9 protein-coding genes are annotated in these 14,803 nt (G+C 42.5%); all 9 read right to left on the bottom strand.

Annotated features, from left to right (window positions below; translation table 11 throughout):
- Positions 1-6: 6 nt before the first annotated feature.
- The 9 genes from DWY55_RS17410 to yaaA all read right to left on the bottom strand — a co-directional run bounded on the left by DWY55_RS17410 (position 7) and on the right by yaaA (position 14,644).
- Entirely contained in the window at positions 7-1,611 is a 1,605-nt protein-coding gene (locus tag DWY55_RS17410) for an MGH1-like glycoside hydrolase domain-containing protein (protein WP_005830037.1), read from the bottom strand.
- Positions 1,612-1,632: 21 nt separating this feature from the next.
- Positions 1,633-2,775: an alkaline phosphatase gene (locus DWY55_RS17405; protein ID WP_008664179.1), complete on the bottom strand. Its 1,143-nt coding sequence runs from the start codon at positions 2,773-2,775 to the stop codon at positions 1,633-1,635.
- Between the two features lie 13 nt (positions 2,776-2,788).
- On the bottom strand, positions 2,789-3,652 hold the full coding sequence (locus DWY55_RS17400; RefSeq protein ID WP_005830032.1) for an endonuclease/exonuclease/phosphatase family protein: 864 nt from the start codon (positions 3,650-3,652) through the stop codon (positions 2,789-2,791).
- A gap of 18 nt (positions 3,653-3,670) precedes the next feature.
- Positions 3,671-6,601 carry a GH92 family glycosyl hydrolase gene (locus DWY55_RS17395; protein ID WP_120178185.1) on the bottom strand — a complete coding sequence of 977 codons (2,931 nt, stop codon included), beginning with the start codon at positions 6,599-6,601 and terminating at the stop codon, positions 3,671-3,673.
- A 202-nt stretch (positions 6,602-6,803) separates the two neighbouring features.
- Positions 6,804-8,441, bottom strand: coding sequence for a RagB/SusD family nutrient uptake outer membrane protein (locus tag DWY55_RS17390; RefSeq protein ID WP_005833325.1), 1,638 nt, complete (start codon positions 8,439-8,441; stop codon positions 6,804-6,806).
- Between the two features lie 22 nt (positions 8,442-8,463).
- Entirely contained in the window at positions 8,464-11,646 is a 3,183-nt protein-coding gene (locus tag DWY55_RS17385; protein ID WP_117879050.1) for a SusC/RagA family TonB-linked outer membrane protein, read from the bottom strand.
- A gap of 173 nt (positions 11,647-11,819) precedes the next feature.
- Entirely contained in the window at positions 11,820-12,644 is an 825-nt protein-coding gene (locus tag DWY55_RS17380) for an ROK family protein (RefSeq protein ID WP_005833328.1), read from the bottom strand.
- Positions 12,645-12,727: 83 nt separating this feature from the next.
- A complete protein-coding gene (locus DWY55_RS17375) occupies positions 12,728-13,723 on the bottom strand; it encodes a phosphatidylinositol-specific phospholipase C (RefSeq protein WP_117879051.1) in 996 nt (331 codons plus the stop codon).
- Between the two features lie 147 nt (positions 13,724-13,870).
- Positions 13,871-14,644 carry a peroxide stress protein YaaA gene (gene yaaA, locus DWY55_RS17370; protein ID WP_005830017.1) on the bottom strand — a complete coding sequence of 258 codons (774 nt, stop codon included), beginning with the start codon at positions 14,642-14,644 and terminating at the stop codon, positions 13,871-13,873.
- Positions 14,645-14,803: the final 159 nt, after the last annotated feature.

Raw genomic sequence — 14,803 nt, 5'->3', positions numbered from 1 at the left:
TCTTCTTTAATAGGTATGCTTACCGGATGTCACATTTATCTTTTTCTCTTTTCCACCATAGAGTACACACAGTTCAAAATCAATATTAGAATCTACTGTGATACGGGGTTCATCACTTGCAGAACGGCGTGCTTCAGCTTTTAAGGAGATAAGCCCTTCGGGACCAAAAGGATAGCGTTCTATGCCGTTAATCTCCGTCAAATTCATATCCCAGATAATCTGCTTTTTGGCATAATCTCCCCGAATACCGATAATAAATTCTATCAATTCAGCAATAGGAGGAAGTCCTGCCCAACCCACAAAATTATCCCTTGCCATAAATCCCGGCTCAGCACTTTCCGGAGCATAATATTCCCAAAAAGTTCCAGTCTTCTTATAGACCTCAAACACCTGGGCATAATGATTCAAACAAATCTCCCGTGCCAGTTTACCATAACCTTTCTGCACAAGGCCCTGCATCACCATGTAATTAGTTCCCGGCCATACGCCACCCTGCCAATAACGGCCATTCTCCTTGTACTTGGGATTATCGGCAGACAAAGAAGGAATACGGTGTTTCCGGTTGAATGTGGCAGGATTATCCAATTCCTTCACCATACGGTCCAACTGTACAGAATCCAATACATCAGTAAACAGAGCCCAATAGGCACCTATTCCCTTAGTTGTACAGAGCGTACCGTCAGCATACTGGTCATAAAGGAAACCGGTCTTTTCATCCCAAAGATTGTCATGGATATATTTTCCCAGCATTTTGGCTTCGTCTTCAAACTCTTCTATCTCTTGCCAACGTTCCAGATAAAAGCCCATCTCAAGTAGTAAATTGGCAGTAAATAATTGCTGTAGGTTTGTATCTAACCAAATCATATGCCCGTGACTGTAGATAGGGCTGTATTCCGACGGAACACGGGGCATATTATCCATGCCGGTCCCCCATCCGCTTGACCAGTAGGTTCCATTTCTCCAAGTATGGTTCAATTTCAACCACTTATAATAAGCACAAAGTACCGGAAATATCTTGTGCAGGCGTTCCGTATCACCAAACTGATGGAAATAGACCATCTCACACCAAGGCATCAAATTCGGTCCGGTACTCACCGGATCATAGCGTTCAAAGCAATCGGCACCATCCGCCTTTATTTCACGGCAAATGAAACCGTCGGGATGCTGCTTGGCGTAAAAGTTGTTCAGCGTATTCTGGAAAGGAAAGAAACGGGTACCATAGCGGGCAAACATCAGAATGAAAGAGGAATCCCACATAAAGATATTACCATTATAAGCTGTATCCAAATAGCTTGAGACAAAACCCGAGCCTGCTTGAGGAGCACGAATATTGCCGATAGCTATTTCCCATGCCTTCCAATACATTTCAAGTTCCTTGTCATGTCCACCCCAAATGGGATTGGGAAGAATCTGCCGAGCTTCTTCGAAGCTTTTCGGCACAATCGTCTCAGGTTTTGCCACACGATACTCATTTTCAGTGACCAGCGGTTCCTTTACATATGTATTTTTATAAGGCAAATGATACTTTTCATCATTGCCACAGCTCTGAGCTTTCAGCAAAGGGAGAGTGGAAAAAGAAAGCAAGCTTACCAATAAAATGTGTTTCAACATAGGAAATAGTTATTTTTTAAATTACAAATTGAGCAGTTTTTTTATCTTGTCAAAGATAGCAGTATTTTCAAAAATCCCTGTAAACTCCTCTGCACCGGGACCAAAAGCATACACTGGTACCATTACACCGCTATGACCACCGGTAGAGAACTTACATACGATTCTGCCTTCTGCCAAATCTCCATCAACCAACGTAAGTCCACCAGTCTCATGGTCTGCAGTAACTACTACCAATGTTTCTCCATCCTTGGCAGCCCATTCATAAATGGCACCGATAGTACGGTCAAAGTCATGTGTTTCCTGCATCAGCAAATCAATGTCATTGAAGTGTCCGTAGTCATCCAGCTGCGAACCTTCTATCATCATAAAGAAACCGTTTTTATTTTGGTCCAGCAATTCGATACCTTTCAATGAAGCACGTGCCAAAAGGTCGCCACGTTCAGCAGGAAGAGGAGTATCGACGGGATAAGGTACGGCAAATACCTTACCACTCTTTATGCCAGCCAATTCATCCCAACTGCGAGGAGTCTGAAATCCTTTATCGCGTAGTTCCTTAAACAAGTCACGTCCATCTTCACGGTTTTCGAAAAGCTTGGCACCTCCACCGAATACATAATCGGCACTGCAATTAACGTAATCTGCTACGATTTCAGCTTCCGCATCCCTATCCTTGTTATGGCAACAAAAATCAGCAGGAGTGGCATCCCACAGACGGCAAGTCACCGCTATACCGGTCGATTTACCTTTAGCAGCAGCCAGGTCTACCAATGATTTCAAAGGACGTCCTTCGGTATCTACACCCACAGAATGATAGTTTGTCTTCTGCCCCGTAGCTATGGCTGTTCCACCCGCTCCCGAGTCTGTAATCAGCTTGTTGGCACAATAGGTTTTAGACAAACCCACTACCTGGCAGTTATCCAAAAACAACTTGCCTCGATTGGCTGTCCAGGCAGAATATACGTGCATAAGACTCATGCCATCACCAATCATCAAGATGACATTCTTTATCTTCTTGCCCTGGGGAGGGGTAATCTTTGTCACCTCATAAGGTTGGTCCAAAACATAGGTCTGTTCTTTATCACGGCGGCTTTGTGCCGATAACTCTACCGGCAGTAGCAAGACTGCCAAGAGCATAACGATACATATTCTTAATATCTTAGTCATAATTATTGTTTTATTATTCAACCGTTACTAAAATAGGGGCATGGTCGGAGAGGAAAGCATTATTCTCTGTTTCAGCCAATACACCATACCTCAAAACTTTCAGTCCATTACGTACAAAAACGTAATCAATCAGCGGACGTTTATCGTAAGGAATCTTTCCGAAATCATGGAAACTCCATGCCGGACCATAAACAATTGCCGATGCCTGGCGTGCATCTGTCAAGTGTTCCGGATTGGAAGGGTCAGTCACGTGTTTGATGACATCCGATTCCGGACTAGCATTAAAGTCGCCCGTTACTACTACGGGTAAGTTACCACTCAACTCATTTACTTTATCCAGCATAAGGCTTATACCTTCACGACGTGCAGCAACACCTACATGATCCAAGTGGGTATTCAATGCGAAGAACTCCTTGCCACTTACTTTATCTTGCAGTTTTGCCCATGAAGCGATACGCTCACAAGCTCCATCCCAGCCCTTGGAACCGGCAACTTCAGGAGTCTCGCTCAACCAGAAATAGCCAGAATCCAGCAAGTTGAAACGATCTTTCTTATACCAGAGTGCACTATATTCACCCTTTTCCTTTCCATCTTCACGACCTACACCGATGACTCCGTATTCCGGCAATCGTTGTTTAAGGTCTTCCAACTGATTATGAAGTACTTCTTGCGTACCCAATATATCCACATCATAAAAACGGATGGCATTTGCCGCGCGGTCTTTACGGTATTGCCAGTTGTCCAAGCTATCTTCCGGATTGTCATAGCGAATATTGAAACTCATGACATTAACGGGCTCTGGTGCAGGCGCCTGCTGCTTCACCTGTCCGCATGATGCAGCGAACAAAGGTAAAAATAACAAAAATAACTTTCTCATAGCATATATATTAAACTATTATTTCACAAATAAAGCCGATGCAGGGATGGGTGCCAACTTCTCGGCAGAAGGCAGTTTCCAAGCCCAGCTCAAATACTCACCTTCATAATCTTCAAAGTAATAGAGCTTGTAAGGATGAAAACCTTTCTTCAGCGCGACCATTCCGGTAGCAGGAATTGCAGCATGGGAAGCATCATTATTGACTACCTGCTCATCGTGAATGTACAAGACACTGCCATCGTCCGAACGGGTCTGGAAAGTATAGACCCCATCTTCGGGAACATTTATCAATCCAGAAAAGATATAACCGAAATGATCCTCCTGCTTAGCACCCTTAATAGAAGGTTCGGGCATGACACCAGACTCCAGCAACGGTGACTTTTCTACATCAGCCACTTTCTGGTAAGTGCCTTCAAAGTACTTATAAGATGTACCATTCTGAGTAGGATTTACAGAAAGAGCAGCCTTTAATTCAGCTTTCGTTGCCGATATGGATAATGTTCTGCTTGAGCGGAGACCTTCCTTGAATCCTTTGGCTTTTATTAAAGTGGTCTTGTCCAGTTCAAAAGGCTGCTCGTACAATGCCGACTGCTCTGTGGGCTCGCTGCCATCCAATGTATATCTGATTTCGGCATCCTTGGTTGTTGTGGCCAATGCAACCGTTACCTTATCCATAAACAAGTTCAAATCCTTATCCACATAGGGAATGGAAACGACTTCATCTTTAGTATAGGAATAAGGGGATGCTTCAGAGGAAACACCTCTCTCCATATTCGGCTTATCGGACAAAGTAAAACGAAGTTCTCCACCTTCCATCAACTGTGCATAAGTAATAAAATTTACATCTATCGGTTGTCCGTTCAATTCTACTTTTGTGATATAGACATTCTTCTTCGGATTGTTGGCAAGGATGGTCAAAGTCTTTCTATTTGCCAGGTTGACAACCGCTTTCTCAAATAGAGGAGTAGTCAGTGCAAATTCATTGCTTCCCGGACAAACTGAATAAATACCCAAGCTGGATAATATATACCAACCGGACATCTGTCCACAATCTTCATTACCAATGATTCCTTCAGGCGTAGGAGCGTACATTTCATGGAGCAGACGGCGTGTCATTTCCTGCGTCTTCCAAGGCTGTCCGACGTAATCGTACAGATAGGCGATATGATGGCTCGGCTCATTGCCATGAACATATTGACCTATCAGTCCGGTAATATCCACTAAATCGCCATGTACATCCGACTCTACTGTAAAGATAGAATCGAGTGTGGTAATAAACTCTTTCTTACCACCAAACAGTTGTGCCATACCGCTTACATCGTGAGGTACAAAGAAGCGATACTGCCAGGCTGTGGCTTCCGTATAGGCACGACCTACCTCAATAGGATTGAAGGGAGTTTCCCAGTTCCCATCCATCCGCTTGGGGCGGAAGAATTTTGTATTACCATCAAAAACATTGATATAGTTCTGGGAACGTTGAATATACTTTTGATAAATATCATCCTTACTCATTTCCTGAGCCATACGTGCAATACACCAGTCATCATAGGCAAACTCCAGCAAACAAGAGATGGACTCTTTCTTTATATTAGAAGGAATAAAGCCATTCTGAATATAGTAATCAGCTCCCTTTTTGTTCTTTTCAGAAGAAACTACCATAGCTTCCAACGCCTTTTCCGCGTCAAATCCTCTAATACCCTTCATATAAGCATCTGCTATAACGGACACTGCATGATAACCAATCATAGTTCCCGTCTCTCCGGCAGAAAGCGGCCAGATAGGAAGTTCACCCGAAGATTCGTAAATGTCCAGAAAGGAATTTATCATATTATTGACCAAAGTTGTATCAATCAAAGTCATCAACGGATTCCATGCACGGAAAGTATCCCAAAGCGAAAATGTAGAATATTGCACTTTGCCTTTTGGCAATTGCCCAATTTCCATATTATGACGGCGGTACTCACCATTGACATCACTCACGACATTGGGTACAACCATAGAATGATACATGGCTGTATAGAAATTCTTCAAGTCGTCCGTATTGCCGCCTTTTACCGTAATAGCAGAGAGAGCTTGTTCCCAAGCGGAACGGGCAGCACTACGCACGGCATCAAAATCGAAACCTATCACCTCGGTTTCCAAATTCTCACGTGCATTCTTTTCACTGACAATGGATAATCCAACTTTGGCTATAACCGGCTCTCCATTACTATTATCGAAGGACAAGCAAGCCTGCAAATCGGTACCGTTCAACTTAACTCCTGCAGAAACCATCTTTTTATTCTGTATAAAGTCTATGGCCTGAAAAGGTTTCGAGAACTGGGCTACAAAATAAACGTACTGATTGTCCGTCCATCCCCTGGTTCTGCGCATACCTGTTATTTCGTTGGCGGCAGTCTGTTCAAGTTCAGCCTCATAAATATATTCGTTATCAAGCAAATGAGTCAAATCTATAATAATAGATGCTTCTTTGCCGGAAGAAAACGTATAGCGGTGCATACCGGCGTGTGCCGTTACCGTCAATTCAGCTTTTATTCCTTCTTCTTTCAGAACAACCGAATAATATCCGGCAGAAGCATCTTCGTCTTTATGGGAAAAAGCCGCTGGCTGGTAAATGCTTTCCGTAGTCAAATCCGGTTTCAGCGTAGTAGGACGAAACAGTATATCCCCAAGATCAATGCATCCGGTCCCACTTAAATGTGTGTGTGAAAAACCTTTTAGAGTCGTATCATTATAATGATACCCCGAACAAGCATCCCAGTTTCCGGCACGCGTGTCAGGACTTAACTGTACCGCCCCGAACGGAACGGTTGCCCCCGGATAAGTATGCCCATGAAAGCCGGTACCTATAAAAGGGTCTACATAGTCTACGGGAGATAGTTCACCGGATGTACAAGAGCAGCAAGCCCAAAAGGCAGTAGTTGCACATATAAGAGTTTTTAATTTCATCAGACTGTATATTTGAAGAGCGCTGCAGACTGTCGGGAATGCCGTCTCTCCGTATATTAAAATGATTTTATGAATAGCCTTTGCAAATGAAAGAAAAAGAAGAAATATCTGCAAGGATCAATACCCGAAAATACCAACCCCTGCAGATTAGACCAATGGCAATGAGGTCTTTTTTTATATTTTATCTCTTTCAGAGAAAATATCAATCATAATGAGGATTCTGTTTTAATTTACCATCAGATTTGGTAATCTGAACCGAAGGATAAGGGAATACGATCATGTAATCCTGATAAGCAATCTTATCCGTATAATCCTCATACTCACCTACAACGAATGTGGAAGCAGGGTCCTGGCGGTTGGCATAATGACGTACGCGCGGACGGGCATTCAATTCGGCAGCAGCCAAAGCCTTTATTTCAGTATTGCCTGAGCGATACCAGCGTTTCAAATCATATAAATGGTCTGTAAACTCAAATGCCAATTCACAACGGCGTTCATGATATAGGTCAGCCATAGTAGCAGTGCCCGTCAATAATGCAACATTGGCACGTTTACGAATGCGATTCAAATCAGCCGTAGCCAAGTCCGCTTTATTAGTCATCAAATAAGCTTCCGCACGGAAAAGTAACATTTCTGCAAAACGGATAACCGGAAAATTAATACGTACCGTCGGCCAGTCTCCGTTTGTATTGATATACCCCTTATTGGCTGCATCTTCATACTTAAAGGGATCCATGTATTTATTAATCATAAAACCGGATTCAATATCCGAGCTTGAATAAAAAGCACGGGATTCACCCAAGAATTGAAATTCCTGACCATACTCTAAAACCGTACGAACCAAACGGTCATTACCAGCTCCGTCTTTCAACATCTCTTCGTAAATATCATAAGACGGCTTGTTCTGTCCCCAGCCATTATATTGTCCCCAGCCTTTGTTCTCAAGGACAACTCCCGGAAACTCCGAACCGCCACCTTGAGAGCCACCATTTCCAGGAATAGTCCAAATATACTCTTTATTCCACCATTTAGAGAAATCAGAAGAGAACAACTCTTCATAAGTACCGGCTAAATCACGTCCGTAAGCAGTTTCCAGTTCATTGACCATACTGATTACATTTCCCCATTGTGTAGCATCCCAAGTTGCCCAATAAGCATAAACTTTAGCTTTAAAAGCTACTGCAGCCGCATCGTGCGCGCGTCCTCTATCATTATCTCCATACTCTTCAAAACGGGGCAAATACTCTATTGCCTTGTCCATATCCGAGATAATCAATTTATAATTATCGATGACCGAAGCTTGCTGAGGAGGAATAGAATTGTCATAGCCACCTTCAAAATCTTCATAACGGACAAAAGGTACCCCTTGTGTATCAAGACCGTAACGATAAGCAATCAAGAAATGAGCCCATCCACGAGTGAAGTAAGCTTCACCGAGACTTCTCTTTTCAATATCACTCAAAGTGGTGCTTTTCCCTTTCTTAAGCAACTCTTGTATTACCCAGTTGGAACGTGCCATCACTTTGTACATAGTATCAAAAATAGTACGCAAAGGGGATTCGTCTCCTGTATATTTCAATGTAGCAAGTGTTGGAAAATCACGGGTCTTTCCCCACACAACGTCGCACGCGGCACCTTGTTCCCAAAACAGTTCGCGTCCATATACAGCTTCCTGATGAAATCTTTCATACAATGCATCTACAGCATCAATAGCCTGCAGGTCATTGGTAAAATAAGTCGTTGTAGTAGCATCTCCCTCTGGTTGCACATCAAGGAAGTCACTGCAAGAACTCATAAGCAATGTGGCAGACATCGCAAAAAATAATATATTTTTTTTCATAATCATTCTTCTCTATTAATTATTAGTAAGTCAATTTTACACCAACAGATAATACGCGAGATACCGGATATTTCAAAGCATCCCAGCCACCACATTCAGGATCCATACCAGAATATCCAGTGATAGTAGCAAGATTTTCACCACTGAAGTACACAGACAAACGGCTGTTACGGTCATTCAAATGAGACCACTTGCGGAATACATCGCTTAAATCATAAGAAAGGGTTACATTCTTCAAACGCAGATAAGAAGCATTCTCCAAATACCAATCAGATGCAGTCGTAAAGTTTCCATTCGGGTCATTCTTTGACAAACGAGGAATATCAGAACCGGTATTTGTAGGACTCCAAGCATTCAATATCCCGCTGGAACGGTTAAAGTTTCCTTCTACATCACTCAACAGCATGTACTTTCCTACATATAAAGCTTTTGCTCCACCTACTCCCTGGAACATGGCACTGAAAGAAAGTTTTTTCCACGTCATTCCCAATGTAAAGGCAAAAGTCGTCTTCGGAGTCGCACTACCCATATACTGACGGTCTGCATCCGTAATTTTACCATCGCCATTATGATCCACAAACTTCAAGTCACCAGCCTTGGCATTCGGCTGAATACCTACCCACTCTTTTTCACCATTATCATTGGTCACATATGTTCCATGTTTAGCATTCCACTCGGCAACTTCTGCATCACTTTGGAACAAACCATCTGTCTTAATCAAGTAGAAGGAATTCAGAGGTTCCCCTTCCGTACTCTGCATCATATAAGGGATGCTACGGAACCTTTTATCATTAGGCCACAAACCCGGATTGCCATCCGCATCCTTCACACCTATATCTGATACCCAGTTCTTTAAATACGAGAAGTTACCCGATACGAAATAAGAAAGGTTTTTGTTAATCTTATCGCTCCAATTAGCTTGAATCTCAAAGCCACGGTTACGCACTTCACCTTGATTGATTAACATGGCATCGAGTCCCATAGTAGAAGGCCACCCCATTGATTGTGTCTGAATCAAATTGAAAGTACGTTTATCAAAATAGTCTAATGATACCGACAAACGGTTTTTAAACATCTCAACATCCAAGCCCAAGTCAGTCTGTTCTGAAGTTTCCCAGGTCAAATCAGGATTTAACGCAGAGCCGTTGTAAATCAAAGTATTCCAGATATTATTTGCCTCAGGACCATATTGTGCTTGTTCTGTCCACGAGCTTTTCTTCAACAAAGCAGACTTATAATTAAGCCCTATAGAGCTCAAATTACCTACACGCCCCCAAGAAGCACGCAATTTCAGCAAACTGATAAAATCACTCTTCTTAAAGAATTTTTCATTAGATATTTTCCATCCAAGGGTCACTGCAGGGAAATCACCATAGTTATTTTCCTTAGGCAAACGTCCAGCATAATCACGACGCCAAGATGCAGTAGCAAAATAACGGTCATTATAAGAATAAGCCAAACGGGCAATCAACGACACATTGGCATCAGGTCCAGTCAAATAGTCAGATGCTGTCACTGATCCTGCATACGCCATGTATTGTAAAAATTCCGATTCATCCGCAAAATCCTTACCCGTCACTTCCAGTCCACGCATTTCAGAATGATCTGCCGTAGTCGAGAACAAGGCACCAACCGTATGTTCACCGAATGTCTTATCATAAGTCAGGGTATTTTCCGTCTTCCAAGCATCTCTACGGTAAGTAGTTTCTTGAAGATTATTCGACAAAGCCGGTTTACCTACTTCATCACGAATAGGATTGAACTTCTTGTAATGATTAGTCTTCATATTATAAGTAAAACGACTCGTAAACTTCAATCCAGGAAGTACATTAGCTATCTCCAAGCTGGTAGTGCTCCATATGTCACTTATCTTGTCATACAAATTCTCTGCTTCCAATAGACGTACCGGATTTACAGCATCCCCGTGGATATCAGAGAAATTCGAACCATATTTTTCAATATAGGCAGGCTCTTCCGTAGTCACACCACCATAACTTCCGTCCAACGGATTATAGACAGTGGCACTTGCCGGCATGTAGATAGCCGAAAGGATAGGTCCTGTATAAGCATCGTTATCCGTAGCTTTGGAACGTTGGGTAGTGTTCTGCCATACAAAATCCTCACTGACGCTCACCCACTTGTTCAGCTGCATTTTACCATTATAACGTAATGTAAGATTCTTCTTGAAAGTATTAATCAAAACACCTTCATCATTATCGTAAGCAAAAGATATACGATTTGAAAAATTATCAGAACCTACATTCAACGCTACGTTATGACGTTGGTAGAAGGCAGTGCGGAAAATCTCATCCATCCAATCAGTACGAGTCGTACCTATCCATGGATTTTTGGTAACATCCCAACCGACTGGAAGCGAAAGTCCTGCATTTTGATGAGATATCTTACGCATCTCAATCTGCTGCTCCGCATTCAGTGGTTCTATCAAATTGGTAGCCTGACGAATACCAAAAGTGCCGTCATAAGTCAACGAAGGAGCACCTTGTTTCGCTTTTTTGGTAGTTACCAACACAACACCACCTGCACCAGACTGTGCGCCATAGATAGCAGCAGAAGCAGCATCCTTCAAAACAACGATACTTTCAATATCATTCATGGATGAGATAGGTGCACCGGGAACACCGTCCACAACCCAAAGTACATTGTCTCCATCTTGTGAGCCTTGACCACGAATCACAATGTTAGGAGAAGAAGTTGGGTCGCCACCATCGGCCGTAATGGTAACACCTGCCAGCTGTCCCTGCAGCATGCCTTCGGTAGAAGTTACCGGGCGAGCAGCCAATTCTTCAGTATTACTTACTACACCCACTGAAGCAGACAAGTCCTGCTTACGTGTATTCGCACCATACCCTAATACAACAACCTCATCCAGAAGTTCTGTATCCTCTTTAAGCACAATTACCATTTGTTTTTCTGCCACTGGTACTTCCTGAGTCACATAGCCGACAAAACTGATTACCAATACGCCGTTTTTATCGGCCGAAACATTAAAGTTTCCGTCAACGTCCGTAATCACTCCATTAGTCGTCCCCTTTACTAACACATTGGCACCAATCACAGGTTCGCCAGTCTGATCCTTTACTGTTCCTTTCACAGAAATCTGCTGTGCATAAGCACCTGCCGACAAGAACAGTCCCAACAATAGGGTCAGAATCGTTCGATAGATTCTAAGATTTACTTGTTTCATGCATTCAAAATTTAAAGTTTATAATATAGAAAATTATAATTCCGCCACAAAGGTCAGAAAGCAGAATTACATAGTTATTACAAAAGGAACAATTCTCTAACAGTCCTTATTTATGCGTAAAATAATATAACTGCAAAATATTTATTATTTTCAATCAAACCGTATAGGGATTATTACTCAAGAAGAGCGGCAGCACCCAATAAACTGGAATCCTTTTGATGCGAAGCCACCACACTCACATTATCCGATATAATCTTGTAGGGAAAACTTTGCATTGTTTGTTCCATAGCATTTTTAAAGAAAGGAAAAGCCGATACAATACCGCCTCCTAAAACAATAGCCTGGGGAGCATAGGCAAAAAGAATTGCCTTTATAAGATTACCCAAATGCCTCCCAAACTCTTTCCAAATCTCCAATGCAGCTTGTTCTCCTTGCTGGGCTTTTTCAGCTACTACCGCACCGGTAGTGCCATAACGTTTAAACAAGAAACTACTGCAATAGTGTTCAAAATCAGAGTCCAAATAAGGAAATGAGCCTATCTCACCGGCTCCCATATATTGCCCACCATACAAACGACGGCCAATGACAACGCCAGCTCCAATTCCGGTCCCAATAGTAACGCCTACCATGTTGGTATAAGATTTTCCTTCGCCGTATAGGCTCTCCCCCAAAGTGAAACAGTTGGAATCATTATTAATGGCAACTGCCACCTTGAATTCGTTCTCCAAAATCTCCTTCAAGTGTATTTCTTTCCAAGAAGATATATTTGCTACATTATATACAATTCCTTTCTCCGGATCAACAATTGAAGGGACACCGATACCGATACCATCTACCTGCTCATTCATCATATTCCGAATAAGCTGGGAAAGCTGGTTTAGCACAGTAGAAGCATCTTGCTGAGCTAAACATGGAACCGACACTTTATTCAAGCAGTTCCCTTTTTCCACTTGGGCTATTCGAATATTGGTTCCTCCTAAATCTATTGACAGTTTCATAGTATATAACATTAAGGTGTTCAACATGTGCAAAATTAAGAAAATGCTTTTTTTTCAGTATTCCCAATTGCGCATATAAATCTTCATTTTGCGCAAACATTACTGTCAATCAAATATTCCACCAAATCTTTTCCTCCAGGTTCACTGACAAAATCGATAAAAACAATACCGCAATTCCGGCTATTCTTTTGTTTTAAATAGTCAGCAATAGGCTTGTTTACCTTATCAGCAAAGACTTTAGGGGTTCCCAAGGGCAGCCCCGTCGCACTTACAAAAGTAATTCCCCACCGACGTGAGGAAACCGGCTCAGCAGACATCCCTTCAATATTACGGACACAAACCCCTACCTTCTTCCCGGCCTCCTCACCCGATTCATATTGATATTTATCTTCGAGCAAAGCCACTCCTTCCTTACCATCTTTATTGCGAAGAGTGAGCAGGCAAGTACTGTCATCCTCCCAACCTACACATGCTGCTCCAGGATAATTATCCATAGCATGATCCCTATGCAGGAAAAGAATCTTTCCACGGCAATCTTTCAGCGTCAGTTCAGGGCGAAAGTCCATCACGAAATAACTTTGATACTCAGGGCTGCTTAAAGAAACGGACAGCAGAGAAGCATAATCCCGCAATTCTCCCCCTTCCTTTTTCAAGGAAACAATCAAAGTCTCAGAAGGATATGTTTGCAGAAAGTGTATAAAAGCAGGTAAAACATCATCTTCCCAATATATATCCTGAAAGGCATGACTGTGAAACACCCCCAGTTTATTACCCTTCTTTTCCAAACGGATATCGAAAGCACGGATGCCTTGCCGTAATTGAGCGGGAATATCTGTTGCTTGTGTTTTCAACATATGCCCTCCTTTGATACTACCGCTATCGTGTGAACCAGGAATAGAAATCTTACATATAGGAAGCGTATCATGGAGAATCCTCATCCACTCAGGCCGCAGTGCAACCTCATCCCGCGCCTCCGCACAAGTATCCTGCAATCTGGAAGCTGTAGCACAAACCGGAGCATTCAATAGAAATATGGTCAAAGCTAATACAACAACTGTTCTTAATCTGTTTCTCTTCATAGTATATTGCTTTTAAGTTTACTGCATGCAAATGTAGAGGGTTCATTCTTTTCCCTCATCCTAAATTGCGTATTTAGTTCTTCATTTTGCGCAAACATCGAAAGCAACATATAGTAACATCTGAGCCAAACGTAATGTACCTTTTCATTACATAAATGTACCTAACGAAAAATGCCATACATTCTCCGTACTGCGTATCTCATCCCAGACGAAGCCCTCCCAAGAAAAGGATTTCAACTCCTCAGGACACTCCAGACGGTTCTTGACAATAAAACGCGTCATCTCTCCGCGACACATCTTGGCATAGATAACGACAGTCTTCGGCTGTCCGGCCTTCCAAACTTGAAACTCGGGCGTAATAACACGCACCTCTTGCTCCACCCGCTTCCAGTCGAACAAATCTTTCATTTCAGCACTTGCCAAATTAATGAGAACACCGCCACAGTTTTTAATTTCCTCTATGAAGTAATCCGTCAACAAAGGCTTCCAATAATCAAACATGGATATTCCACCTTTTTCGGGCAAACGGACATCTCCTTCCAAACGATAGGGTTTGATACCGTCCAGCGGGCGAAGCAACCCATAAAGAAAAGAAGTGATACGTAGATGTTCTTGCGCATAACGAAAATCCTCCGCTGAAAAATCTTTCGGAAGAATGCGTTTAAAAACAGCTCCCGTGTAGGCGCAAACGGCTGGCATCGAACGATTCTCCTCCGAACAGAAATCATGAAAACGCAAACGGTTCTCGGCAGCAATTTTGGTATTCACCCGAAGAAGCCTTTCCAATTCGGATACTGAATACTGCGACATTTCCAACGCATTCCGCACAGCCTCCGTTTCGAATTTCGGGACTGTGACTTCGGGCACGACAACAGAGCAGCGCGCTGCCATGGTCTTTGCACAAGAGATAAAAACAAGCATAGCGATATTTTTTAATGGATACAAAAATAAAGTTTTTTAGTGGAGAATACATATACTTATAAAGTTTTTCCGCAGAATTCACCTCCGTTTCAAGAGTTTTTCATACCTTTACACCTTGTTGGAGAAAAGTGCACGTATTGCCCCCCTCTACTCCCCCAA

Origin of the sequence: Bacteroides sp. AF25-38AC, from assembly GCF_003602995.1 — a bacterium.
Lineage (GTDB): Bacteria > Bacteroidota > Bacteroidia > Bacteroidales > Bacteroidaceae > Bacteroides > Bacteroides uniformis.
Note: the sequence above shows the minus strand (reverse complement) of the source record. Positions and strands in the feature narration are given on the sequence as shown.

Bases quoted from the DNA above. Each gene is read 5' to 3' on its own strand.
- DWY55_RS17405 (WP_008664179.1), bottom strand. From the start codon at position 2,775: ATGACTAAGATATTAAGAATATGTATCGTTATGCTCTTGGCAGTCTTG.
- DWY55_RS17390 (WP_005833325.1), bottom strand. From the start codon at position 8,441: ATGAAAAAAAATATATTATTTTTTGCGATGTCTGCCACATTGCTTATG.
- yaaA (WP_005830017.1), bottom strand. From the start codon at position 14,644: ATGCTTGTTTTTATCTCTTGTGCAAAGACCATGGCAGCGCGCTGCTCT.
- DWY55_RS17380 (WP_005833328.1), bottom strand. From the start codon at position 12,644: ATGAAACTGTCAATAGATTTAGGAGGAACCAATATTCGAATAGCCCAA.
- DWY55_RS17400 (WP_005830032.1), bottom strand. From the start codon at position 3,652: ATGAGAAAGTTATTTTTGTTATTTTTACCTTTGTTCGCTGCATCATGC.
- DWY55_RS17385 (WP_117879050.1), bottom strand. From the start codon at position 11,646: ATGAAACAAGTAAATCTTAGAATCTATCGAACGATTCTGACCCTATTG.
- DWY55_RS17410 (WP_005830037.1), bottom strand. From the start codon at position 1,611: ATGTTGAAACACATTTTATTGGTAAGCTTGCTTTCTTTTTCCACTCTC.
- DWY55_RS17375 (WP_117879051.1), bottom strand. From the start codon at position 13,723: ATGAAGAGAAACAGATTAAGAACAGTTGTTGTATTAGCTTTGACCATA.
- DWY55_RS17395 (WP_120178185.1), bottom strand. From the start codon at position 6,601: ATGAAATTAAAAACTCTTATATGTGCAACTACTGCCTTTTGGGCTTGC.